The sequence below is a fragment of the Streptomyces sp. NBC_01334 genome, from assembly GCF_035983595.1.
GTDB lineage: Bacteria > Actinomycetota > Actinomycetes > Streptomycetales > Streptomycetaceae > Streptomyces > Streptomyces coriariae.
In genome coordinates, this window is sequence record NZ_CP130718.1 from 369,969 (window position 1) to 392,490 (window position 22,522).

Consider the following 22,522-nt stretch of genomic DNA (forward strand, 5'->3'; position numbering starts at 1 on the left):
TGCGCCCATCCCCGCCCCCACGAACGACGCACCTCGGCAGTCGCCAGGCACCGGCGGCCGCCGCCTCAGGTTCCGGAAGCGCGAAAGAAGCTCTCATGGCCTTACCGACGTCCAGCGTCATCACCCTGCACATCAACGGCGAGCGGCACACGCTGCCCGTCGACCACCGCACCACCCTGCTCGACGCACTCCGCGAGCGACTCGACCTCACGGGCACCAAGAAGGGCTGCGACCAGGGGCAGTGCGGAGCCTGCACCGTTCTGGTCGACGGCCGCAGGACCGTGGCCTGCCTCCAGTTCGCGGTCGCGGCCGAGGGGCGTGAGGTCACCACCATCGAGGGCGTCGCGGACGGCGACCGGCTGCACCCGGTACAGCAGGCCTTCCTCGATCTCGACGGCTACCAGTGCGGTTACTGCACGCCGGGACAGATCTGTTCGGCGATCGGTGTGCTCGCGGAACACGCCGCCGGATGGCCGAGCGCCGCCTCGGCCGACGTACGGCCCGAGGCCGGACCACCACCCCTGACCTCGGACGAGATCCGTGAGCGGATGAGCGGCAACCTGTGCCGCTGCGCCGCCTACCCCTCGATCGTCGAGGCCGTCACCAGGGCCGCGGAATCCGGGACCGGGGCGCGCACCGATGCCGGACCTGAACCGAAGGAGCCTGCCGCATGAGGGAGTTCGGCTATCGGAAGGCCTCCGACGTGGCGGGCGCCGTCGCGCTGCTCGACTCCGATCCGGACGCGCGCTATCTCGCCGGCGGCACCAACCTGGTCGACCTGATGAAGACCGGCGTCGAACGTCCGGGACGACTGGTCGACGTTCGCGGCCTGCCGCTGGACCGCGTCGAGCCGACCCCGGCCGGCGGCCTGCGCATCGGCGCGACCGTCACCAACAGCGACCTCGCCGCCCATCCCCTGGTCCGCACCCGCTACCCCGTGCTGGCGCAGGCGGTACTCGCCGGCGCCTCCGGCCAGCTGCGCAACATGGCCACCGTCGGCGGCAATCTGCTCCAGCGCACCCGCTGCGCCTACTTCGCCGACACCACCGGCCCCTGCAACAAGCGGGATCCCGGCAGCGGCTGTCCGGCCGTCAGGGGCGAGAACCGCAATCACGCCGTCCTCGGCGCTTCCGCGCACTGCGTGGCCGTGCACCCGTCGGACATGGCCGTCGCGCTGGCCGCCCTCGACGGCATGGTGCACTACGAGACCGCCCAGGGACCGGGCGAACTGCCGCTGGGCTGGTTCTATCTCCCGGTCGCCGACACCCCGCACCGCGAGACGGCCCTGCCGCCCGGCGCGCTCATCACCGGCGTCACCCTGCCACCGGCTCCGGTCGCCGCCCGTTCCCGCTACCGGAAGGTGCGCGAGCGCGCGTCCTACGCGTTCGCCGTCGGCTCGGTCGCCGCCGCGCTCGACGTCCGCGACGGTGTCGTGCGCGAGGTGCGCCTGGCGTTCGGCGCGGTCGCCTCCCGGCCCTGGCGGGCCCGCGCAGCCGAGCGGATCCTGACCGGGGCACCCGCCGACGCCGAGTCGTTCGCGGCCGCCGCGGACGCCGAACTGGCGGCGGCCCGGCCCCTGTCGCACAACGGATTCAAGGTGACCCTGATGCGCAACCTGACCGTGGCCGTGCTGAGCGAACTCGCCGAGGAGGCCGCGCGATGACGACGACCGAGGCGCCCCTCGCCCGCGTCCGTGCCGTGGGCACCGGTCACGTCCGCGTGGAGGGGCGGGACAAGGTCACCGGTGCGGCCCGGTACGCGGGCGAGATCCCCTTCGCCCAACTCACCTACGGATGGCTGGTGTTGTCCACCGTGGCCCGCGGCCGGATCCGGGAGGTCGAGGCGGACGCCGTCCTGGCGATGCCCGGCGTCCTCGCCGTGCTGGACCATCGCAACGCCCCGCCACTGAAGACCGACTACATCGGCCTGTTGGGCACCGCCCCGGACCCGACGTGCGCGGTCTTCCAGAACGACCGGGTGCCTCACCTGGGCTGGCCGGTGGCGCTGGTGGTCGCCGAGACGTCCGAGCAGGCGCGCGAGGCCGCCGAGGCCCTTGTCGTCCACTACGAACAGACCCCGCACGACGTCGGGTTCACCGACGACCACCCCGACGCCCACCCGTCCGACGGCCATATGCCCGCCGTGACGGACAAGGGTGACCTGGAGGCCGAACTCGCCGCGTCCGCGGTCGTCGTGGACGGCACCTACACCACTCCGGAAGAACACCATCACCCCATGGAGCCCCACGCGGCCACCGCCCGCTGGGAGGCCGACCGGCTCGAGGTGGTGGATTCCAACCAGGGCGCCACCTGGGTCGTCGCGGAACTCGCGAACCTCTTCGCACTCGATCCCGCGTCGGTGCGGGTGCGTTCGGAGCACGTCGGCGGCGGCTTCGGCAGCAAGGGCGTGCGTGCCCACCAGGTCGCCGCCGTGATGGCGTCCAGGATGGTCGGGCGTCCGGTGCGGGTCGTCCTGACCCGACGTCAGATGTTCACGCTGGCCGGCCACCGCAGCCCCACGATCCAGCGGGTCAGGCTCGGGGCGGACACCGACGGGCGTCTGCTCGCCCTGGACCACCGGTCGCTCAGCCGCACCTCCACCGTGCACGAGTTCGTCGAGCCGAGCGCCGGCGTGGCCCGGGTGATGTACGACGCCGACGCGCACCACACGGAGAACCGGGTGGTACCGCTCGACGTCCCGAGCCCCACCTGGATGCGCGCCCCGGGCGAGGCGCCCGGGTCCTTCGCGCTGGAGGCCGCGCTCGACGAACTCGCCCACGAGTGCGGCATCGACCCGATCGAGCTCCGGCTGCGCAACGAACCGGACCGGGGCCCGGTCTCCGGTCTCCCGTTCGCCGGCCGCAATCTGCGCGCCTGCTTCGAGGAAGGCGCCCGTCGCTTCGGCTGGGACCGGCGCGACCCGCGGCCCGGGGTGCGGCGCGAGGGGCGCTGGCTGCTCGGCACCGGCACCGCGGCGGCTTCCTTCGGCGCCGGCGCCGCCCCGTCCACGGCCTCGATCACCGCCGAGGCGGACGGCCGCTTCACCGTACGGATCGCGGCAGCGGACATCGGCACCGGCGCCCGGACCGCCCTCACCCTGGTCGCCGCGGACGCGCTGGACGTCCCGCCGGACCGCGTACAAGTGCGCCTCGGGGACAGCGCGTTCGGGTTCGCGATGATCGCGGGCGGTTCCATGGGCACCCGGTCCTGGTCATGGGCCGTCATGGCCGCCGCCGGCGAACTGCGCGACCGGCTCGTGCCGGGCGCCGCGATCCCGGCCGAGGGCATCACCGTGCGCTCCGACACGACCGCGGCGATCGCCGCCCTCGCGCAGAAGGAACGGCACTCGTTCGGCGCGCAGTTCGCCGAGGTCGCCGTCGACACCGACACGGGCGAGGTCCGGGTGCGGCACATGCTCGGCGTGTTCGCGGCGGGGCGCATCGTCAACCCCCTCACCGCGCGTGGCCAGTTCACCGGCGGCATGATCTGGGGCATCTCCATGGCCCTGCACGAGGAAGCCGCGCGCGACGCGGCCTCCGGCGGTCCCGTCGGAGCGGATCTCGCGGGCTACCACGTGGCGACGCACGCCGACGTCTCGCGGGTCGAGGCGCACTGGGTGGCCGACGACGACCCGGACGACCCGGTCGGCATCAAGGGCATCGGTGAGATCGGCATCGTCGGCGCGGCCGCCGCCGTCGCCAACGCCGTGTGGCACGCGACCGGCGTACGCCACCGCAGCCTGCCCATCCGCCCCGACCGGGTCCTGAGCGGCGGCCTCGATGCTTGACCTCGCGCCGCAGTTGGGCGACTGGCTGGCCGAGGGCCGCAAGGCCGCCGTCGCGACCGTCGTGTCCGTCGGGGGCAGCGCCCCGCGGGGTCCGGGCGCCGCCCTCGCCGTCGACGGGGAGGGCACCGTCATCGGGTCGGTGTCCGGCGGCTGCGTGGAGGCGTCGGTCTACGACCTGTGCGCCCGGGCGCTGGAGACCGGCGACAGCGTCGTCGAACGCTTCGGCTACAGCGACGAGGACGCCTTCGCCGTGGGACTCACGTGCGGCGGCGTCCTCGACGTCCTGGTCACCCCGGTCACGGCGGACGGTCCGGTCGGTGCGCTGCTGCGCTGCGCCCTGGACACTTCGGCACGGGGCGAACCCGTCGCGCTCGTCAGGGTCGTCCGCGGGCCCGGGGCGCTTCTCGGCGCCGCGCTGCTCGTGCACGCCGACGGCTCCCGCGAGGGCGGGCTCGGCGGTCACGAGGACCTCGACCGCGCCGCCACGGCACAGGCCCTGGCCGCGCTCGACACGGGCCGCACCGCCACGGTCGAGCTGTCGCAGGACGGATCACACTGCCCCGGCGGCCTCACCCTGCTCGTCGAGACGAGCGTGCCGCCGCCCCGGATGATCGTGTTCGGTGCCGTCGACTTCGCGGCGGCACTGGTCCGGGCCGGCAAGTTCCTCGGTTATCACGTCACCGTGTGCGACGCCCGGCCCGTCTTCACCACCCCGGAGCGTTTCCCCGAGGCCGACGAGGTCGTCGTGGACTGGCCGCACCGCTATCTGCGGGGCACCCGGACGGACGGGCGCACCGTGGTGTGCGTGCTCACCCACGACGCCAAGTTCGACGTCCCGCTGCTGGAGGTCGCGCTGCGGTTGCCGGTGTCGTTCGTCGGCGCGATGGGTTCCCACCGCACCCACGCCGACCGGGACCGGCGGCTGCGCGACATCGGCCTCCAGGAGCACGAGTTGGCGCGATTGAGGTCGCCCATCGGCCTGGACCTCGGGGGGCGTACGCCGGAGGAGACCGCCCTGTCCATCACGGCGGAGATCGTCGCCGCCCGGCGGGGCGGGACGGGCCTGCCGTTGACCGGCTCGGACAGGCCTATCCACCACCGCCACTCCGCCTGAGGCCCGACGGCACGGCCTGCGCGGCACGCGAGCGGCCCGCCCCGGACACGACTCCGAGGGCGGGCCGCTGTGTTGTCGGGCCCCAGCGCTTGCGGCGACGTGTCGGACCGCGGGACGGACGACGGCTACCGCGGAACCTCACCGAAGATCATGCGATGCCCGCGGGCTGTGTCCATGTACTCGCGCACCCGGTGGATCAGACCGTCCCGGAGCTCGAAGACGAAGCAGTAGTCGTTGGCGTAGTGACCGCCGCCCGCCAGCGTCGCCGTCATGGTCTCCTCGACGACCACCCGCTCGCCCACGGCGTGGAACCCGCGGAAGGTGACGGTGACATCCCGCACGAACAAGCGGGGGAAGTCCTCGGCGAGGAAGCGCACGATCGCCTTCCTGCCGACCAGATGGCTGGGACCCTCCAGCGCGACGGCAGTAGCGTTCCCCGGAGGCGCCAGCCACTCGGCGTCCTCGGTGAACACCGCGGAGATCCGGTCGGCGTCATGGCTCGCGAAGGCCTTCCAGGCGTCTTCCACGATGGCACGGTTCTGTCGGGACATCCCGCGACCCTAGGCAACCGAAGACGAAGGGGCTGGCGGTTCTCCGACATCACCCCTGGGAACCCCTGGTTCCCCAGGTTCCTCAAGTGGTGGGCGCCGACGCCGGGCCGCTCATTGCGACCGCCGAACGGTCGGCCGCTCCCTTCCCCAGGCGGCCAGCGGCCGGAGTGCGTCGTTGAGGCGCGTGCCGTCCTCGGTCAGCGAGTACTCGACGCGGGGCGGCACCTCGTCGTAGGAGACGCGGTGCACGACACCGTCCGCTTCCATCTCGCGCAGGTGGGAGGCCAGCACCTTCTCGGTGATCCCCGGAAGCAGTCGACGCAGCTCGCCGAAGCGGCGGCAGGGGTGCTCGTGGAGCGCCCAGAGGAGCAGGACCTTCCACTTGCCGCCTATCACCTCCATCGCGGTGTCGATCCCGCAGGCGTGTCCGTCCGGTGCGCCCGGCCGGTTCAGCGTCGTCATGCCCCACCCCTCTGACGTGCTCGCTCACCCCAGGGTAACCACCCACTCCCAAGTACGTACTTGATCACGCCAGGGCCGGCGACCAGCCTGATCGGCATGACACAGAACACTGTTGAGAAGAGCGCCGTCACACTGCTGGGTCTCGGCGCGATGGGTGCCGCGCTGGCCCGTACCTGGCTCGCCGCCGGTCACCCGCTCACCGTCTGGAACCGCAACCCGCACCGCTCCGCGGCGCTCTCCGCCGAGGGTGCGAGGGTCGCGGGCAGCGCCGCCGAGGCGATCGCGGCGAGCACCCTGGTCGTCGTCTGTCTGCTGGACGACGCCTCCGTCGACGAGGTGTTGGCCGGCGCCGACCTGGCCGACAGGGACCTGGTCAACCTGACCACCGGCACCCCTGCGCAGGCCCGCGCCCGCGCCGAGTGGGCCCGCGAGTGCGGCGCCCGTTACCTGGACGGCGGGATCATGGCCGTCCCGCCGATGATCGGTGTCCGGGAAGCCGGAGGCTACGTCTTCTACAGCGGCTCGCGGGAGCTGTTCGAGCGGCACCAGGAGACGTTGGCAGTCCCGGCCGGCACCACCTACGTCGGCGAGGACGCGGGCTTCGCGGCCCTGCACGACGTGGCCCTGCTCAGCGCCATGTACGGGATGTTCGCCGGGTCCGCGCACGCCTTCGCCCTGATCCGCAAGGAGGACATCGATCCGGCGTCGCTCGCCCCACTGCTCGCCGACTGGCTCGTCGCGATGGCTCCGGCGGTTCACCGGACCGCAGACCGTCTGCGGAGCGGCGACTACACCGAAGATGTCGCCTCCCCGCTCGCCATGCAGGTGGCCGGCACGCCGACCTTGCTGAGCACCGCCGAGCAGCAGGGCGTCAGCCCGGAACTGCTCAGCCCCTACTTCGACCTGATGCGCCGCCGCCTGGGCGAGGGCAGCGGCGAGGAGGACCTGACGGGCGTGATCGACCTGCTGGTGCGCTGATCGGCAGCATGCAGCCACAGCGGCGACCCTGCCGGTGACCGGCTGGTGACCGTTCCTCGAGCACCGGCCCAGCGTCGCTCCGTCCCCGACGAACCCAGGGACTCGCGGGCACTCGCGAGGACCACGGAGCTACGCGGACACCGCGATCACGTGCTTGCCCACGGCGCCGCCGCGCTCGAATGCCGCGTGCGCCGCGGCGATGTCCGCGAGCGGGTACACGCTGTCGACCACCGGGCGCAGCGCACCCGAGGTGACATGGTCGGTCAGATCGCGCAGCACGGCACTGTCGGGATTGGCGCTGAAGGTGCGGATGCGGCGGGAGCCGTGCACGCTCGACGCGGCGATCGCGGCCAGGGCGCCGGCCGACAGTCCGACGGTGACCATCCGGCCGCCCTTGGCCAACCGGTTTCGGTAGCAGTGCAGTTCCGAGCCGACGGTGTCGACGATGACGTCGAACGGTCCGATCCGGTCCGAGGTGGTGGAACCGCGGTCGAGGACTTCGTCGGCACCGAGGCCGGTGAGCAGTTGGGCATGGCGGTCGCGGGCCAGCGCGGTGACGTGGCCGCCCATCGCGTGAGCCAGCTGCACGGCGGCTGTGCCGACACCCCCCGCCGCGCCCCGTACGAGGACCCGTTCGCCGCCCGCGAGGCGCACGCTGTCGCGCAGTGCGATCAGCGCCGTGACACCCGCCACGACGAGGGAGGCCGCGTCGACCGGCGAGAGGCCCGCGGGGGCGGGCGCGATCCGGTCGGCGGGGACCACGACGTACTCGGCCGCCCCCGCGGTGGTGTGCCGCTGCCGGGGATGCACCATGCCCCACACCCGGTCCCCGGCCCGGTGGCTCTCGACGTCGGCGCCGGTCTCGACGACGACGCCCGCGAAGTCCAGCCCCGCGCCGATCGGGAAGCGGCGCCCCGACACCATCTTCAACTCCCCGGCGCGGACGATCACGTCGTGTCCGTTCACGCTGGACGCCTCGACCGACACCAGCACCTCGCCGGCGCCGGGGACGGGGCGGTCGACATCGTTGACGCGCAGGACGTCCGGTGCGCCGTAACCCGTGATCTGAGCGGCCTTCATGTCGCTGTTCCTTCCGTGGTCGTCCGGTGTGGAACCGATACTGGTCCCCACCCGCGCCATCACGGTCGTACGCCCTTTCCTGGGACCGGCAGACCCACCCTTGCCGCCGGTGTCCGAGGCATACTGGCGCCGTGACCGACGACCCCCTCGCGCCGACGGACGAGCCCCGCCGTGAACTCGCCGCGTTCCTGCGGACCCGCCGGACCCGGCTGCGGCCGGAGGACGTCGGCCTCGAACCCGGCCCGAGGCGGCGGGTGGCCGGGCTGCGGCGGGAGGAACTGGCCCTGCTGGCGGGGGTGAGTTCGGACTACTACCAGCGGATGGAGCAGGGACGCGACGTGCGGCCCTCCGAACAGGTCCTGGACGCCCTCGCGCGCGCTCTGAACTTCTCCGCCGAGGAGTCTCGGCACCTGCACAGCCTCGCCGCCGCCGCGCGCACCCCGGCACGCGCCCCGCGCCGGTACGAACCGGAGCAGGTACCGGACACCACACAGCGGTTGCTGCGCACGATGCCCTCGCCCGCACTGGTCGTGGGCCGCTACCTGGACGTACTGGCCTGGAGCCCGCTGGCCGGCGCGCTGCTGGGCGAGTTCACCCGACTCCCGGTGGCGGAGCGGAACTTGCTGTCGCTCCTGCTGCACCCGGAAGCCGACCAGACCTGCCCGGAGCGGGCCGCCACCGTCGCCGAGCTGACCGCGATGCTGCGCGCCCAGGTCGCCGCCGATCCGGGGCACCCGCGCGCCGCCGACCTGGTCGGCGAACTCGCGGTGCGCAGCGACGAGTTCGCGACGCTGTGGGCCCGCCACGACGTGGGGGAGACGACGCGCGGCCGGATGCGCGTGAACCACCCTCTGGTCGGCGAGCTGAACCTGGACTGGGACGCCTACCCGCTGCCGGGCGCTCCCGGCCCGATGCTGATCGTGTACACCGCCGTCGAGGGCGGCCCCGACGCCGAGCGGCTCCAACTGCTCGCCGGCCTGCTCGACGCCCGCTGACCCGAGGCACGTCGGGCGGCCGTCACGTGCGGCCTGCGATGTGGCTCAGCCGTGCAGCGAGCGGTACGCCGCGGCCGCGCCGGGGTGCAGTGCGATGCCGCCCGTACCGATCAGGCTGCCGACGTCGAGGAACTGGGTCCCGACGGCGTTGCCGGGCACGAGGGCACTCGCTCGCAGGGCCAGCAGGCGGGTCAGCGCGTCGGCGACGCCGCGGGGCAGATCGGGGCGGCACACCAGCAGGTTGGACACTCCGATGGTGCCGACCCCGCCCGCCGACCGGTAGGCGCCCTGCGGCAAGGACACCTCCTCCAGCCCCGACCCGGCCAGGCCGTCGCGGCCGCCCAGCCGGGGCAGCAGTCCGGCCAGCGGCAGGAACCGCAGGCCGACGCGGTCGTCGAGGTCGGACAGGGTGGGCAACGGTACGCCGCCCGCGACGAGCAGCGCGTCGACCGAGCCCCTCCGCACCGCGTCGGCCGCGTCGGCCAGCGGGAGATGGCGTACGGGCGCGTCGGTGCCGGGGGAAAGCCCCGCGGCGTGCAGGATCCGTTCGCCGAGCACGGCCGCGCCCGATCCGGTCGCGCCGAGCGAGACGGTGTGTCCCGCCAGGTCGGACACCGCGCGTACGGGCGAGTCGGATCGGACGACGAACTGGAGGTAGGTCTCGTACACCCGGCCGAGCGCGCGCAGGGGCACGGGGTGCGGGAAGAGGTCGGTGCCCTGGGCCGCCAGCGCGGTGTCGGTGAGGACGAGTGCGACGTCGGCGCGGTGGTCGCGGAGCAGTTCGATGTTGGTGACGCTGCCCGCGGTGGTACGGACGCGGCAGGTCAGACGGGGGTACGCCGCTTCGAGCTCGGTGGCGAGGAGGCGGCCGAAAGCCGCGTAGAAGGCTGTGGGCTCGCCGGTCGCGATGCGCAGGACACCGCTCGGTCCGGGCAGCTGCCGGGAGGCGTCGGCCGTGAGCGCGCCGCCGAGGACGGCGACGGCGGCCGTGCCGAGGGCGGCATGGAGAAGGGCGCGGCGGTCGACGGGACGGGTCATGGGGCACCTCCGTCGCCCGGCGCGCGCGGTACGACCGCCCTGGCCCGCAGCCCCTGCGGTCGCGCGGGTGCCAGCTCCAGTCGGCCGCCCCGCCCCGCCAGCAGCTGCTCGGCGATGGCCAGGCCCAGTCCCGTACCCGCGGTGCCGCCGTGTCGTTGCCGGCCCGAACGCCAGAACCGCGTGGTGGCCAGCGCGAGCTCCTCCGCGCCCAGGCCTGGACCGTCGTCGGACACCGTGAGGACCGCGAGCGGGCCTTCGGTGGTGCAGCGCAGCGAGATCTCGGCGCCCGGGCCCGCGTACTTGATGGCGTTGTCCACGAGGATGTCGGTGATCTGGGCGAGCTCGCGGTCCGTACAGGCGGCCGTGACCCGGCCCGGAGCGGCCCGGAGCGTGAGGCGGGCTCCGGCGCGCCGGGCGACCGGCTCCCACAGTCGGTGCTGGGCGGCCAGCACCGCCGCGAGGTCGCAGTGGGCGTCCGAGCCGTCGGTCACCGTCAGCTCCCCGGCCCGGTGCTCCGCGGCGGCGAGGGCGAGCATGTCGTCGAGGAGGGTCTCCAGGCGGTCGAGCTCGGTGGTGACCCCGGTGTAGGTGCGGCTCGCCGACGCGGGCAGGTGCGTGTGCAGGGCGTCGACACGGAGCCGCAGCGCCGCCATGGGGTTGCGCATCTGGTGGGACGTGTCGGCGACGAGCCTGCGCTGCTGCTCCAGGGCCGCCGTGACCGTACGGGCCATGCGGTTGAAGCCGATCGCGAGCTGGCGCAGTTCGGGCGGTCCGCCGGCCCGGGTCTGTTCGGGCGGGAGTCCTGCGGCGAGCTGGCCGACGGCACGGTCGAGGCGGCGCAGCGGGCTGACCACCCACCTCGTCGCGGCCCGGGCGAGGACCGTGCAGGCGACGGCGACCAGAGCGGCGCCCGCGAGGACGGCGGCCCACCGCCGGGTGATGTCCTCCGCCGCGGTCCCGACCGAGGCCCGCAGCACGACGGCTCCGGAGACCCGGGTCCCGGTGCCCGCGGGCTCGGCGAACATCCGCGATCCCCGCGACCAGGGACGCAGCGCCCCCGTGGGATGCGCGGTCTGGTTGCGCAGCGCCGCGTCGAGCAGCCGCGCGACGTCGGGGTCGGCGGCCCGCATGCCGCCGGTCTGGACGACGGGGTTGCGGCGCGTGTCGGTGACGACGAGTGGTTCGCCGTACAGCTGTGTGTAGCGTCGCGCCTCGGCGGCGACGGCCGAGGTGTCGCCGGTCGACGCGGCCTGGTCCATGAGGGAGGCGAAGCGGTCGAGGTCGGCGCTGCGGGCGAGAACCAGCTGCTGGGTGCGGTCGGACGCGGTGAACAGCAGCAGCGGTACGGCGAACGCGGCCACCGCGATCACGACGAACAGCAGGAGTGCGGCCTGGACCCGGGTGCGCACGCGTGGTTCCCCTCAGTCCTCGAGGTCCCCGAAGCGGTAGCCGAAGCCCCGGATCGTGGTGAGCAGCTCGGGGCGGCGCAGCTTGGCACGCAGCTGGGTGAGGTGGACGTCGAGGGAGCGGGACACGGCGTGGCGGGCGTCGCCCCACACCTCGTCCAGGAGCTGCTCGCGGCTGACAGCCGTGCCCGCACGCCCGGCCAGCACGGCGAGGATGTCGAACTCCTTGGTGGTCAGTTCGATCTCCGCCCCGGCGACCCGGACCCGGCGCGCGTCGAGATCCACCTCGACGTCGCCCGCACGCGCCGTCCGTACGGAGGGGGCACTCTTCGCCGCGTTTCGCCTGGTGACGGCGTCGATCCGGGCGAGCAGCTCGGCGAGTCGGACCGGCTTGACGAGGTAGTCGTCGGCTCCGAGCCGCAGTCCGCGCACCACCGAGCGCTCGTCTCCGCGGGCAGTGAGCACCACGACCGACATGTCGCTCACCGCGCGCAGGGCGCGCAACACGTCCAGGCCGTCGGTGTCGGGCAGGCCCAGATCGAGAAGCAGCAGGTCGGAGCTGCGGTGGTAGGTCAGTACCTCCCTGCCGTACCGGACCCGCCGGGTGACATGGCCATGGTCATACAGCACCTCCACGAGCGCCGCGGCCACACCGTCGTCGTCCTCGGCCAGCAGGATCTGCACCCCGACCACCTCCTTTCGGCCACTCCCGGCCACTGCCCCCAGCCGAATGTAGACCACACCGACCGTGCACCCGCCGGAGTGTTAAGGGGAGGTTAGTTCTGTGTTCGGTCCTCTCGTCCGCCGGTGCGGGACGGAGCCAGGCTGCACGACACCCAGCAGCCTGAGAAGGACGCCGCAATGATCATCGACTGTCACGGTCACTACACGACCGCCCCGCCGGCCCTGGGGGCATGGCGCACCCGGCAGATCACCTCCCTCACCGACCCGTCGGCGGCCGCCCCGGCCCGCGCGGACCTGCGTATCGACGACGACGAGCTGCGCGAGACCATCGAGCCGAACCAGTTGCGACTGATGGACGAACGCGGCATCGACGTGACGGTCTTCTCCCCCCGCGCGTCGTTCATGGCGCACCACGTCGGGGACTTCGAGACCTCCGCCGCCTGGACGGCCCTGTGCAACGAACTCTGCTTCCGGGTCAGCCGGTTGTATCCCGAACGCTTCGTGCCCGCCGCGATGCTCCCGCAGTCTCCCGGCGTCGACCCGGCGACCTGCCTCCCGGAGCTCACCCGCTGCGTGGAGGAGTACGGCGCCGTCGCACTCAACCTGAACCCCGACCCCTCGGGCGGTCACTGGACCGCGCCTCCGCTCACCGACCGCTCGTGGTACCCCGTCTACGAGAAGATGGTCGAGTACGACATCCCGGCGATGGTCCACGTCAGCACGAGCGTCAACCCCGCCTTCCACACCACCGGCGCGCACTACCTGAACGCCGACACCACCGCGTTCATGCAGCTCGTCCAGGGTGACCTGTTCGCCGACTTCCCGACCCTGCGCTTCGTCATCCCCCACGGCGGCGGCGCCGTCCCCTACCACTGGGGCCGCTTCCGGGGCCTGGCGATGGCGCTCGGGAAGCCTCCGCTGGAGGAACACGTCCTGGGCAACGTCTTCTTCGACACCTGCGTCTACCACCAGCCCGGGTCCGATCTCCTCTACGACGTCATCCCGGCCCGCAACATCCTCTTCGCCTCGGAGATGATCGGTGCCGTCCGCGACATCGACCCGTGCACCGGCCACCACTTCGACGACACCCGTCGCTACGCGGAGGCGGCCGAGCTGCCCGCGGACGACCTCGCGGCGATCCAGGAGCACAACGCCCGCGCCGTGTACCCGCGCCTGGACGCGCTGCTGAAGCGCCAGGGGCGGTGAGGCACATGAGCACCCCCTCCCCCAAGACCCCCGGCTGGCTGGACTGGTACCGGAACCCGTCCGCACCGGCCCTCCGGCTGCCGCCGGGGACCGTCGACGCGCACTGTCACGTCTTCGGCCCGCAGGCCGACTTCCCCTTCGCGCCGGAGCGGAAGTACACGCCCTGCGACGGCGGCAAGGAGGAGTTGTTCGCACTCCGCGACCACCTGGGCGTCGACCGCAACGTCATCGTCCAGGCCACCTGCCACGGCGCGGACAACAGCGCCATGGTCGACGCCGTCCGGGCCGCGGGCGGCAGGGCGCGCGGCATCGCGACGGTCCGCCCCGACATCAGCGAGGGCGAGTTGCTGGCACTCGACGCGGCGGGCGTGCGCGGAGTGCGGTTCAACTTCGTACGGCGTCTGGTCGACACGTCGCCCGAGGACGACCTGCACACGATCGCCAAGAAGGTCGCCCCGCTGGGCTGGCACGTCGTCCTCTACTTCGAGAGTGTCGACCTTCCCGAACTGGAGGGCTTCTTCGGGTCGTTGCCCGTCCAGCTGGTCGTGGACCACATGGGACGACCGGACGTGACCCAGCCCGTGGACGGGCCGCAGTTCACCCGCTTCCTGCGCTTCGTCGACGACAACGACGTCTGGGTGAAGGTGAGTTGTCCCGAACGCCTCAGCGTGACGGGGCCCGCCGCCCTGGACGGCGAACGGCACGCCTACACCGACGTCGTCCCCTTCGGCCGCCGCGTCGTCGAGGAGTTCCCCGACCGGGTGCTGTGGGGCACCGACTGGCCGCACCCCAACCTCAACGGCCACATGCCCGACGACGGACTCCTCGTCGATCACGTGTCGCAGGTGGCGGTCACCGCGGAGCAACGGCACAAGCTCCTCGTCGCCAACCCGATGGGCCTCTACTGGCCCGGCGAGCACGTCTGACGTCCCCGAACTCCCCTGTATTCCAAGTGCATTCCCACCCACTTCGACAAGGGCCGCTCATGCAACACTCCAACGCGCTGAACCGGCTGGACAGGCTTCCGGTCTCCCGGTTCCACAAAGTCACCCTGCTCGCCGTCGCCTTCGCCTACTTCTTCGAGTTCGCGGACATCAACAGCTTCGCCACCACCGCGCCGAAACTGATCAAGCTGTGGGGCCTGACGGTCGACCAGGTCGCCTACGTCACCTCGCTCTCGTTCGTCGGGATGTTCCTCGGGGCGATCGTCGCCGGCTCCATCGCCGACCGGTGGGGCCGCAAACGGGCACTGCTGTGGACGACGCTGTTCTTCGGCATCTCCTCGTTCGCGGCGGTCTTCTCCTGGGACCTCGTGTCCCTCGGCGTGTTCCGCGTCCTGACCTCGGCGGGGCTGTCCGCGATGACGGTCGTGGGGGTCGTCTACGTCAACGAGATGTACCCGTCGGCGATCCGCGGCAAGTACCAGGCGTACGCCATCGTCATCGGCATCTGCGGAACGCCCGTCACCAACCTCATCGCCAGCGCCGTCGTCCCGCTCAACGACTGGTCGTGGCGGCTGGTCTACCTCTGGGGCTCGCTGGGCATCCTGCTCGTGCTGTTCACCCGGCATCTCAAGGAGTCGCCACGCTGGCTGGAGAGCAGGGGAGAACACGCCAAGGCGGACGCGGTCCTCCGGGAGATCGAGGAGAGCGTCACGGCGGAGAAGGGCCCCCTTCCCGAGCCCGCGCCCCCGGTCGACGAGACACCGTCGGCGAAGGCACCCCTGCGGCTGCTCCTCCAGAAGAAGTACCTGTTCCCGACGCTGCTGCTCACGGTGCTGTGGACGACGCAGACCATCGGCTTCTTCGGCTACTCCAGCTGGGCGCCCACCCTGCTGGCCAAGGAGGGCTTCAGCGTCGAGAAGTCCGTCTTCTACGTGGCCCTGACCACGGTCGGCGCACCGCTCGGCTGCTATCTGGCCTCCCTGGTCACCGACCGCTTCGAGCGCAAGTGGTGCCTGGTCGCCTTCGGCACGGTGATCGCAGCGTGCGGTCTGCTGTACGGGCTCACCTTCAACCCGGTCCTCATCATCGTGTTCGGATTCCTGGTGAACCTCTTCGAGCGCGGCTACACCGCCCTCGCCTACGCCTACTCCCCCGAGCTCTTCGACACCCGCAGCCGCTCCCTGGGAACGAGCGTCTCCTACGGCCTGGGCCGGCTGTCGAACGCCGCCGGTCCGCTGATCGTCGCGGCGCTCTACAACGGCCACGGCTACCAGAGCGTCTTCTGCTTCATCGCCGGCACCTGGCTGCTCGGCGCGATCGCCCTGGCCGCCTTCGGCACCCGCACGCGCTCGGCCCGCCTCGCCCAGGCGGAGCGGCAACGCATGAGCCTCCCCGCCTGAGGCGGCCCGGTCCACCGGAGGATCCGCTGATGGACAGCCCCGCCGTCGGTCCGTGTACGAGACCAGGGCGGGGCAGGGCCGCGCCGCGCGGCCTCGAAGCACCGGTCAGGTCTGCTTCTCCATCCTGATGGCCTGGCGGAGTTCCTCGCTCGCCGCTCCCGGTTCCCGCCGCTGGATCTCCAGCAAGGCGGCGGCGATGGCGTCGAGCTTGCGCTGGATGGCGTGCTCGGCTCGCCGTTCGGAGTTCTTGAGCAGTGCCAGGAGCAGCAGCGAGACGGCGGACATCGTCTCGCCCACCAACAACAGCCACGACGTGGGCAGCTTCAGTGCGTGCGCGGTGATCGCGGCGGCGACCAGAACGAGGCACACGCCGAAGAAGGCGGGGGAGCTGGTGAAGTTCGAGGCGTGTTCGGCCAGGCGCGTGAACCGCCCCGGCCGGTCGCCGTCCCGGTGCGCGGGGTGCTGTGGTGCCATCAGGTCACCGGCGGTCTTCACGGGGCCGGCCGGTCGGCAGGAGCCCCCAGAGCCCAGCCGGAGACATCGCCCAGTCGGCCACGCCACAGCGGAGCGGTGGCGGTCCCGGGCACGGACAGGAACGTGACGTCGACGAGATGGATGAAGTCGTGCAGCCCGTCCCCCGTTCCCGGCTCCGACTCGGCCTCCTTCAGGGCGGACCGGACGGTGTGCGCCAGGTGTGCCATGTGGTCGGCCGCGTCTTCCGCTCCGGTGGCCGTCGACACCACGTGCTCCCATCGGTCGGCCCACGTGCGGGACCCGACCAGGTTCCCCGCGACGATTCCACCGGGCGTGGTCAGGCAGATCTTGAGGGCCGCCTCGGGCTGCGCGTCGACCAGCCGCAGCAGGATCTCCAGGTGTGCGTCGATCGGCGGGAGCGCGGCACTGCTTTCGCTCACCACAGGTCCTCTCTGGTGCATGCCCGGGGCCTCGGTGGGCTTCCGCACCACGGGCGTCGGGCCACGGGCATCGGGCCACGGATGTCGGGCGTCGGTTCAGTGGGTGGTGAGCATGCCCGCGCGCAGGCGCTTCAGGGTGCCGGAGAGCAGGCGCGACACGTGCATCTGCGAGCAGCCGAGCCGTTCGCCGATCTGCGCCTGGGTCAGCTCCTCGACGAACCGCCAGTGGAGGATGTGCCGTTCACGCTCGTCGAGCTGGGCGAGCAGCGGTGCCAGCGTGTGGAAGTCCTCCACCAGTTCCATGGCCGCGTCGTCGGACCCGATGAAGTCAGCCAGAGCCGTCTCGCCGTCGGGACCGCCGCCGATGGTGGCGTCCAGGGAGGCGGAGTTGTAGCCGTTGGACGCGACCCGGGCCTCGATGACCTCCTCCTCGGTCAGGTCCATCAGCTCCGCCAGCTCCTTGACCGTGGGGGTCCGGCCCATACGGCTCTGGAGCTCCTCGGTGGCCTTCGCCAGCTGCACGCGCGCCTCCTGCAGGCGGCGCGGCACGTGCACGGACCAGGAGGTGTCCCGGAAGAAGCGCTTGATCTCACCGACGATGTACGGGATGGCGAAGGAGGTGAACTCCACCTCACGGGATATCTCGAACCGGTCTATGGCCTTGATCAGCCCGATGACGCCGACCTGGACGATGTCCTCCATCCCGTCCGCGCCGCCCCGGTTGCGGAACCGGCCGGCCGCGAAGCGGACCAGGGACATGTTCATCTCGATCAGGGTGTTGCGCGCGTACTGGTACTCGGGCGTGCCCTCCTCGAGCACCGCCAGCTTCGCGAAGAACAGCTTCGACAGGCTGCGGGCGTCCTTGGGCGCCATCTTGCCCGGTTCGGGGACCACGGGCAGTGCCGCTGTCGTCTGCTCCTCGGCCGCTTGCGCGATCGTCGTCGTCATCTGAGATCTCCCCACCCTGCCGGTGCCCTGCGTTCAAGCTGATGTCGCCGCGTCTACCCCCTCACCCGCAGACCATGCACATGCCCGGCGGAAGTGCCTGGGCGAGCGGGCAGAAGCGTGTCGTCCGGCCGGGGCCGGGGCGTAGCCGGCCGGCACCTCGCAGACATGGGCGCCGGAACGCCCCTGTTCACCGGGGGCGTCCCGCGCACGCTGGTACAGCGGAGCGTGACCTCGACATCGACCGCGACACACCTGACGTACGACATCCTTTGTGGCGCCACCCTCTGTCGACTAGGTCTCGCGCCTGCGCAGGGACCGTGCCCCCTGACGCCGCTGTCCCTCGTCACGGGCTTGCTGATAGGCGCTGAAGATCGTCTCCGCTGCGCCGGACAGTGCGCCCTTGGTGGTGCCGCGGGCGCCGGACTCGGTGATCTTCTCCGTGAGCTCCATGAGCCCGGCCGGCTTGCGTGGTCCCGACTCCAGGTCGAGACGGTTGCACGCCTCGGCGAAGCGCAGGTAGGTGTCGACGCTGGCGACGACGATCCGTATGTCGATCTTGAGGATCTCGATGCCGACCACGGAGACGCGCACGAAGGCGTCGATCACCAGCCCTCGGTCGAGAATGAGTTCGAGGACGTCGTAGAGGCCACTGGAGCCGCCCCCGCCGCCCTGCTGCGTCGCCACGGTCATGACCGGCCAACCCCCTTGCCCTGGATTCTCTGCGTGGTTGCGTCGGCGCTGTTCCTCGGGTGCGGTGCGGACTACCTGTCCGAGTAGCCGCACATCCCGTGACCAAACGCACGTACGAGTCCTCGGTGAGCCGGCCTGACGGCGACCGCTCAGGTACCCGCGGGGGCGACGACGCCGGGCCGGCCGTGGGAACAGCTCCCTGCCACGGCCGCCCTGGGGATCCGCATCCGGCGCAGAAGATCGCGAGTGAGGCGGGTGTCGAGTGTGGTGCGCCAGGTGACGTCGGGGTGCCGGGAGCGCAGGTGCGACAGCGCCCTGGTGCCCAGCCCGCAGTCGCGGAACGGTTCGTCCAGGATGACTCCGGTGATCACACCCTCGGCGCACTCGTCGCACGCTCGATAGGTGACCCGTCCGACCACCTTGCGGATGTGCACCAGGAGCAGACACTCCTCACCCGCGCCGCCCTCCAGGGAGGACGACGGCAGCAACTCGACGTCGCGATAGGCCAGCAGCCTGCGGTGCCACCGGCCCCCTCGCCGTCCGGTGCGCCGGTGCCTTCCCTCGGCCCGCCGTGGTGAGGCGCCTTCCCGTGTTCCAGGTCGGCCGTGCGCGTCGCTCATGGCATACGTCTGGTTTCCCTGCATTCCATCGCGTGTGCCCGATACCGCGGACCTCATGTCACCACACCGTGAACGCATCGCGGTTGCCCGGCGGGACCTGGGACCGCGGTCGGAGCTCGGGCGTGGGTCCCCGATGGAGGATCCCGCGGACGCGCCTCAGATCCCGGCATGCCGCCGAATGCGCCTGACCGTGGGCGTGGCCGGCCCAGGGCCGCGGAGCCATTACGTGGGCGGCGCGGCGTCCTGGTGGAGGGCCTTGTTGACGCCGGTGACGACCACGGTGATCAGGCAGAGGGCGATGACGGTCTCGGCCCACAGGAAGGCGAACCAGTCCAGCACACAGCCGATCGGGGGTGTGCCGGGGGCGGTGTTGCGGAACGCGGCGAGGGCGAACAGGGTGGCGGCCATCCAGGCGAGGCCGGGCCAGACAAGGCCCTCACTGCCGCTCGTCAGGTACCAGGCCCCGATGAGCACGGACGCAGCCAGCGCCCACATCACCACCATCATGAACACCGCGAAGACGAGCAGGCTGCCCGATCGCGCCAGCCCCAGCGCCATCACGGCCTCCTGCCGGGAGGGCGCGGGTTGCGCGGAGATCGAGAAGAGCGTGTCGTTGTTGGAGAACAGCATCCGTACCGGCACCTGCTTGCCGCCCAGCTGCGCCCGGAACGCGATGTCCGTCGCGTAGGAGTCGAACGGGTAGTCACTGATCGATCCGCCTGTGAGCGCAACCTGCACGTCTCTCGTCGCGAGCCGCTCATGCGCCGCGAACTCCAGGTCGCCGAGGGTCGCCCCCGAGGTCTGGAGGCTGAGATCGGCCACCGGGGCCGCCCCGTCCGCCTCGCCGAGGGTCCCGCGCGGGATCACCCAGACCCGCAGTACCAGCTCTCTGCCGGCGGCGTCGACACGTTGGACGACGGCCTCCACGTCCACCCGGTCGGCGGCCGACGATCCGGCGATGTGCACCGTGTCGACCGCCTGCCGCTCGGTGAACTGCAGCCATGAGCCAACGGCCACCGCGACCACGATCAGGAACGCGATGAGGATGAGCACGGGCAGGATGGACCGCGCGGAACGTCGCGGGCGAGGCGAGTCGGCAGGTACCGGACGGCCCTGACGCATCACTTGGCCCGGATACCCAGCAGTTGGTTTGCCGCACGGAAGTTGTCGGGTGGTTCCGCGTTCCACACGACGGTGACGGCGGTGCTGCGGTCCGGGCTCACCTTGATGGTGCCGTGAAGTCCCTCCCGATCGCCGCGATGCACCAGGCTGTTGTCGGGGAGAAGGAGGACTCCGGTCCCGTAGCGCCCTTCCTCGCTGCCGCGCGGGCGCGGGACATCGCCCACACTCACCGCTCCGTCCGTGACGCCGGCGAGCAGTTCGGTTCCGCCGATGCGTCCAGTGCGGTAGTTGTCGGCCCGGCGGACTGTTTCTCCAGGGGTGGTCGGGACGGACCCGTCTCCGTACTGCCCGCTCGCGTTGGCATGCGGGTTCGCGACACCCGCCGGTACGACCACAGCCATGGTGCCCGCGGCGGTACACAACGACGCCATCCGACTCACGGACACCACCTGCTTTCGCCACCTGGAACGCGATCGGCTCAGTGCCGTCTCGCGCTTCGGAGGGTTGAGGTCCGCTGCCGGTGCGCCGCTGCCGGTGTGCCGTGATGCCGCGCCGGCCCACAGCCGCGGGGCCTCCCGGGCGACGCCGAGACAGTGCCGGCGGAACGCACGTGATCCACGCTACGGGGTGGTCCGAGGACGTGCATGCGGACGACGTGGCGGCAACGAAGCGCGCGCCGCCTGCCGCTGGGCCTCGGGCACACGGCTGAGTGATCACCGTCGGAGCGGGGGCGGCTCCGCCCTCGGCCGACCGGGTGACCGGGTGACCGGGGACAGCCCCCGGTCCGAGGTGGGGCTGCTCCAAGTGGAGGCGACGAGTGGTGGAAGCCCCAGCCCGAACGCAGGCTGGCGTACGCGTCCTGCCCGGCCGTGCGGCGGGGCGCAGCCATGCCAACCGTCCCCCGACCGGAGTGGCCAGGGACGTCAGAGAGACGAGATCACATGGCGGAACAGGACATCGGTCACGGGCCCCTGCCCTCCTTCTCCGGGGCCGGGACACCCGTACGGAGCCGGGCTCGGCACACCCGTCCGCGACTCAGCCGGAGGGGGCGCACGAACGCGGCGCTCCTCGCCGTATGTCTGGGTATCCTCGGTGCGGTCGGGACCGCGCCGAGCAGCGCCCAGTCGCCGCCTGACGGCGGGCCGCCGTCGGGGCATCCGGCGCGGTTCGTGCCGGGCCCCTGCCCACAGACGCCCGACCCGGTTCCCGGGCGGTGCGGCTTCCTGGAGGTCCCCGAGAACCGCGAGCGCCCCACCGGACGGACCGTCCGGCTGGCCGTCGCCATCATCCCGGCAGCGTCGAAGACGCCGGCCGCGGACCCCGTGGTGTTCATGGAAGGGGGTCCCGGCGGAGACGCGTTCGGAGCCATCCCCTTCCTGATCGACTCCGGCGTGAACCGCGACCGCGATCTGATCGTCGTGGCCCAGCGCGGCGCCCTCCACTCACAGCCGAACCTCGCCTGCCCGGAGATGGACCGGTTCAACGCGACCGCCGTCGGCCTGCCCTACGACGCGCCGTCCACCGGACGAGGGCTGGTACGCGCGGCGAAGAAGTGCCGGGACCGCCTGACGTCCGAGGGCAACGACCTCACCGCCTACAACACCACCGAGAACGCCGCGGACTTCGCCGCCCTCCGCAAGGCCCTGCGCATCAAGAAGTGGAACGTCTACGGCTACTCCTACGGCACCGACCTGGGCCTCACCTACCTGCGCCGACACCCCCAGGGCATCCGCTCGCTGGCGATCGACTCGGTCGTCCCGCCACAGATCGTGAGCCTGCCGTGGGCCTGGGACAGCGCCCAGGAGGGAATCAACGCGATCTTCGCGGCGTGTGAGGCCCAGCCCGCCTGCAAGTCCCGCTACCCGAACCTCTCCCGCACGCTCACGCAGCAGGTCCGGCGGCTGGAGGCCGACCCCCTGACGCTGACCGTGCCGCCGCCCGGTGGCGGAACCCCGGTGAAGGTCGTCCTCGACGGGGGCACGCTGGTGAACCTGCTGGTCGCCAACGGCCGACTGGTACCGTCCGTCGACGTCCCCGCGGCGCTCTACGAACTCGCCGCCGGCAACCCGGAGCGCCTCGCGCGGGCCCAGGCCGCCGGCGCGACGCCCGCCATCGGCGAGTTCGCCCACGGGCTGACGCACTCGGTGGCCTGCGCCGAGTGGGTCCCGGGCTTCTCGAAGCGCGACGTTCTGAAGGCGGGTCGCCGGGCCTTCCCCGGATGGCCGGACTCAGTGCTGGCCCACGCACCGCAGCTGCCCTTCGAGCACGACCTGTGCCGCGTCTGGAACGTCCCGGACCGCACCGCGGTCCAGCGGGTGGCCACCCACAGCAAGGTGCCCGCGCTCATCATCACCGGAACCTTCGACGCGAAGACCGGGGCGAGCTGGGGTCCGTTCACCGGCCGTACGCTGCCCCGCTCGACCGCCGTGGTGATTCCCGGAATCACCCACTGGGTGGTGCCGCAGAACCCCTGCGCCGCGTCGGTCCTGCTCTCCTTCCTGGCGCGGCCGACCGCGCCCGACACCGGCTGCGTGCCGGGAGTCGAACCCAAGCCGTTCACCATCGTCCCCTGACCGGAGTACGC

The 22,522-nt window shown here is 72.0% G+C and carries 23 protein-coding genes and 1 pseudogene; 11 read left to right on the forward strand and 13 right to left on the reverse strand.

The genetic code is table 11. The annotated features are described in order from the left end of the window. The first annotated feature begins 95 nt into the window (after positions 1–95). The 4 genes from OG736_RS01685 to OG736_RS01700 are packed head-to-tail and all read left to right on the forward strand — an operon-like array spanning position 96 to position 4,900. The gene (locus OG736_RS01685) at positions 96–674 is read left to right on the forward strand and encodes a (2Fe-2S)-binding protein (RefSeq protein WP_327180767.1); all 579 of its coding nucleotides are present in this window, start codon (positions 96–98) and stop codon (positions 672–674) included. Then, positions 671–1,663 carry an FAD binding domain-containing protein gene (locus OG736_RS01690; protein WP_327180768.1) on the forward strand — a complete coding sequence of 331 codons (993 nt, stop codon included), beginning with the start codon at positions 671–673 and terminating at the stop codon, positions 1,661–1,663. Before OG736_RS01685 ends, OG736_RS01690 begins: the two co-directional genes overlap by 4 nt. Then, positions 1,660–3,786, forward strand: a complete 2,127-nt coding sequence (locus OG736_RS01695; protein WP_327180769.1) for a xanthine dehydrogenase family protein molybdopterin-binding subunit — start codon at positions 1,660–1,662, stop codon at positions 3,784–3,786. The genes OG736_RS01690 and OG736_RS01695 overlap by 4 nt, the downstream gene beginning before the upstream one ends. Then, positions 3,779–4,900, forward strand: a complete 1,122-nt coding sequence (locus tag OG736_RS01700) for an XdhC family protein (protein ID WP_327180770.1) — start codon at positions 3,779–3,781, stop codon at positions 4,898–4,900. Before OG736_RS01695 ends, OG736_RS01700 begins: the two co-directional genes overlap by 8 nt. A gap of 125 nt (positions 4,901–5,025) precedes the next feature. Here OG736_RS01700 and OG736_RS01705 read toward each other — a convergent pair whose 3' ends face one another. Together OG736_RS01705 and OG736_RS01710 are read right to left on the reverse strand one after the other, a co-directional pair. After that, positions 5,026–5,451 carry a nuclear transport factor 2 family protein gene (locus OG736_RS01705; protein WP_327180771.1) on the reverse strand — a complete coding sequence of 142 codons (426 nt, stop codon included), beginning with the start codon at positions 5,449–5,451 and terminating at the stop codon, positions 5,026–5,028. Positions 5,452–5,562: 111 nt separating this feature from the next. Then, positions 5,563–5,913, reverse strand: a complete 351-nt coding sequence (locus tag OG736_RS01710) for a winged helix-turn-helix transcriptional regulator (protein WP_327180772.1) — start codon at positions 5,911–5,913, stop codon at positions 5,563–5,565. A gap of 96 nt (positions 5,914–6,009) precedes the next feature. On the opposite strand from OG736_RS01710, the gene OG736_RS01715 reads away from it, so the two are divergent. Then, the gene (locus OG736_RS01715) at positions 6,010–6,891 is read left to right on the forward strand and encodes an NAD(P)-dependent oxidoreductase (RefSeq protein ID WP_327180773.1); all 882 of its coding nucleotides are present in this window, start codon (positions 6,010–6,012) and stop codon (positions 6,889–6,891) included. Between the two features lie 129 nt (positions 6,892–7,020). Here the strand turns inward: OG736_RS01715 and OG736_RS01720 are convergent, their stop codons facing one another. Continuing rightward, a complete protein-coding gene (locus OG736_RS01720) occupies positions 7,021–7,971 on the reverse strand; it encodes an NAD(P)-dependent alcohol dehydrogenase (RefSeq protein WP_327180774.1) in 951 nt (316 codons plus the stop codon). A 131-nt stretch (positions 7,972–8,102) separates the two neighbouring features. On the opposite strand from OG736_RS01720, the gene OG736_RS01725 reads away from it, so the two are divergent. Beyond that, positions 8,103–8,966 carry a helix-turn-helix transcriptional regulator gene (locus OG736_RS01725; RefSeq protein ID WP_327180776.1) on the forward strand — a complete coding sequence of 288 codons (864 nt, stop codon included), beginning with the start codon at positions 8,103–8,105 and terminating at the stop codon, positions 8,964–8,966. A 45-nt stretch (positions 8,967–9,011) separates the two neighbouring features. On the opposite strand, the gene OG736_RS01730 is transcribed toward OG736_RS01725, so the two are convergent. Genes OG736_RS01730 through OG736_RS01740 form a run of 3 tightly spaced genes read right to left on the reverse strand, consistent with a single transcriptional unit; the run spans position 9,012 to position 12,094 of the window. Beyond that, entirely contained in the window at positions 9,012–10,004 is a 993-nt protein-coding gene (locus OG736_RS01730; protein WP_327180777.1) for a TAXI family TRAP transporter solute-binding subunit, read from the reverse strand. Then, positions 10,001–11,413, reverse strand: a complete 1,413-nt coding sequence (locus OG736_RS01735) for a sensor histidine kinase (protein WP_327180778.1) — start codon at positions 11,411–11,413, stop codon at positions 10,001–10,003. Before OG736_RS01735 ends, OG736_RS01730 begins: the two co-directional genes overlap by 4 nt. Positions 11,414–11,425: 12 nt before the next feature. Beyond that, the gene (locus tag OG736_RS01740; RefSeq protein WP_327180779.1) at positions 11,426–12,094 is read right to left on the reverse strand and encodes a response regulator transcription factor; all 669 of its coding nucleotides are present in this window, start codon (positions 12,092–12,094) and stop codon (positions 11,426–11,428) included. 177 nt (positions 12,095–12,271) lie between these two features. Between OG736_RS01740 and OG736_RS01745 the strand changes: the two genes are divergently transcribed. The 3 genes from OG736_RS01745 to OG736_RS01755 are packed head-to-tail and all read left to right on the forward strand — an operon-like array spanning position 12,272 to position 15,644. Continuing rightward, the gene (locus OG736_RS01745; protein ID WP_327180780.1) at positions 12,272–13,300 is read left to right on the forward strand and encodes an amidohydrolase family protein; all 1,029 of its coding nucleotides are present in this window, start codon (positions 12,272–12,274) and stop codon (positions 13,298–13,300) included. A gap of 5 nt (positions 13,301–13,305) precedes the next feature. Further along, complete coding sequence (locus tag OG736_RS01750; protein WP_327180781.1) at positions 13,306–14,226, forward strand: amidohydrolase family protein; 921 nt, start codon at positions 13,306–13,308, stop codon at positions 14,224–14,226. A 59-nt stretch (positions 14,227–14,285) separates the two neighbouring features. Beyond that, a complete protein-coding gene (locus OG736_RS01755; protein WP_327180782.1) occupies positions 14,286–15,644 on the forward strand; it encodes an MFS transporter in 1,359 nt (452 codons plus the stop codon). A gap of 105 nt (positions 15,645–15,749) precedes the next feature. On the opposite strand, the gene OG736_RS01760 is transcribed toward OG736_RS01755, so the two are convergent. The 3 genes from OG736_RS01760 to OG736_RS01770 form a co-directional block, all read right to left on the reverse strand. Further along, positions 15,750–16,118, reverse strand: a complete 369-nt coding sequence (locus OG736_RS01760; RefSeq protein ID WP_314222861.1) for a low affinity iron permease family protein — start codon at positions 16,116–16,118, stop codon at positions 15,750–15,752. 17 nt (positions 16,119–16,135) lie between these two features. Continuing rightward, positions 16,136–16,558, reverse strand: a complete 423-nt coding sequence (locus OG736_RS01765) for a GvpU-like protein (protein ID WP_327180783.1) — start codon at positions 16,556–16,558, stop codon at positions 16,136–16,138. Between the two features lie 96 nt (positions 16,559–16,654). After that, positions 16,655–17,506 (reverse strand): RNA polymerase sigma factor SigF, encoded by an 852-nt coding sequence (locus OG736_RS01770; protein ID WP_327180784.1) that lies wholly within the window; start codon positions 17,504–17,506, stop codon positions 16,655–16,657. 147 nt (positions 17,507–17,653) lie between these two features. Between OG736_RS01770 and OG736_RS01775 the strand changes: the two are divergent. Next, positions 17,654–17,776: pseudogene (locus OG736_RS01775) on the forward strand (dihydrofolate reductase family protein); the annotation flags it as partial. Between the two features lie 21 nt (positions 17,777–17,797). On the opposite strand, the gene OG736_RS01780 reads toward OG736_RS01775, so the two are convergent. The 4 genes from OG736_RS01780 to OG736_RS01795 form a co-directional block, all read right to left on the reverse strand. Then, the gene (locus OG736_RS01780) at positions 17,798–18,196 is read right to left on the reverse strand and encodes a gas vesicle structural protein GvpA (protein WP_327180785.1); all 399 of its coding nucleotides are present in this window, start codon (positions 18,194–18,196) and stop codon (positions 17,798–17,800) included. Between the two features lie 149 nt (positions 18,197–18,345). Next, positions 18,346–18,816: a hypothetical protein gene (locus OG736_RS01785; protein WP_327180786.1), complete on the reverse strand. Its 471-nt coding sequence runs from the start codon at positions 18,814–18,816 to the stop codon at positions 18,346–18,348. A 222-nt stretch (positions 18,817–19,038) separates the two neighbouring features. After that, positions 19,039–19,875, reverse strand: coding sequence for a DUF4436 family protein (locus tag OG736_RS01790; RefSeq protein ID WP_327187486.1), 837 nt, complete (start codon positions 19,873–19,875; stop codon positions 19,039–19,041). A 62-nt stretch (positions 19,876–19,937) separates the two neighbouring features. Beyond that, entirely contained in the window at positions 19,938–20,378 is a 441-nt protein-coding gene (locus OG736_RS01795; RefSeq protein ID WP_327180787.1) for a hypothetical protein, read from the reverse strand. Between the two features lie 501 nt (positions 20,379–20,879). On the opposite strand from OG736_RS01795, the gene OG736_RS01800 reads away from it, so the two are divergent. Beyond that, positions 20,880–22,511, forward strand: coding sequence for an alpha/beta hydrolase (locus OG736_RS01800; RefSeq protein ID WP_327180788.1), 1,632 nt, complete (start codon positions 20,880–20,882; stop codon positions 22,509–22,511). Positions 22,512–22,522: the final 11 nt, after the last annotated feature.

What these genes read in the sequence shown, in the direction of transcription:
- OG736_RS01785 (WP_327180786.1), bottom strand. Translation starts at nt 18,816, where the DNA reads ATGAGCGACGCGCACGGCCGACCTGGAACACGGGAAGGCGCCTCACCA.
- OG736_RS01700 (WP_327180770.1), top strand. Translation starts at nt 3,779, where the DNA reads ATGCTTGACCTCGCGCCGCAGTTGGGCGACTGGCTGGCCGAGGGCCGC.
- OG736_RS01755 (WP_327180782.1), top strand. Translation starts at nt 14,286, where the DNA reads ATGCAACACTCCAACGCGCTGAACCGGCTGGACAGGCTTCCGGTCTCC.
- OG736_RS01800 (WP_327180788.1), top strand. Translation starts at nt 20,880, where the DNA reads ATGGCGGAACAGGACATCGGTCACGGGCCCCTGCCCTCCTTCTCCGGG.
- OG736_RS01685 (WP_327180767.1), top strand. Translation starts at nt 96, where the DNA reads ATGGCCTTACCGACGTCCAGCGTCATCACCCTGCACATCAACGGCGAG.
- OG736_RS01715 (WP_327180773.1), top strand. Translation starts at nt 6,010, where the DNA reads ATGACACAGAACACTGTTGAGAAGAGCGCCGTCACACTGCTGGGTCTC.
- OG736_RS01720 (WP_327180774.1), bottom strand. Translation starts at nt 7,971, where the DNA reads ATGAAGGCCGCTCAGATCACGGGTTACGGCGCACCGGACGTCCTGCGC.
- OG736_RS01760 (WP_314222861.1), bottom strand. Translation starts at nt 16,118, where the DNA reads ATGGCACCACAGCACCCCGCGCACCGGGACGGCGACCGGCCGGGGCGG.
- OG736_RS01695 (WP_327180769.1), top strand. Translation starts at nt 1,660, where the DNA reads ATGACGACGACCGAGGCGCCCCTCGCCCGCGTCCGTGCCGTGGGCACC.
- OG736_RS01730 (WP_327180777.1), bottom strand. Translation starts at nt 10,004, where the DNA reads ATGACCCGTCCCGTCGACCGCCGCGCCCTTCTCCATGCCGCCCTCGGC.
- OG736_RS01750 (WP_327180781.1), top strand. Translation starts at nt 13,306, where the DNA reads ATGAGCACCCCCTCCCCCAAGACCCCCGGCTGGCTGGACTGGTACCGG.
- OG736_RS01745 (WP_327180780.1), top strand. Translation starts at nt 12,272, where the DNA reads ATGATCATCGACTGTCACGGTCACTACACGACCGCCCCGCCGGCCCTG.
- OG736_RS01770 (WP_327180784.1), bottom strand. Translation starts at nt 17,506, where the DNA reads ATGACGACGACGATCGCGCAAGCGGCCGAGGAGCAGACGACAGCGGCA.
- OG736_RS01780 (WP_327180785.1), bottom strand. Translation starts at nt 18,196, where the DNA reads ATGACCGTGGCGACGCAGCAGGGCGGCGGGGGCGGCTCCAGTGGCCTC.
- OG736_RS01690 (WP_327180768.1), top strand. Translation starts at nt 671, where the DNA reads ATGAGGGAGTTCGGCTATCGGAAGGCCTCCGACGTGGCGGGCGCCGTC.
- OG736_RS01705 (WP_327180771.1), bottom strand. Translation starts at nt 5,451, where the DNA reads ATGTCCCGACAGAACCGTGCCATCGTGGAAGACGCCTGGAAGGCCTTC.
- OG736_RS01710 (WP_327180772.1), bottom strand. Translation starts at nt 5,913, where the DNA reads ATGACGACGCTGAACCGGCCGGGCGCACCGGACGGACACGCCTGCGGG.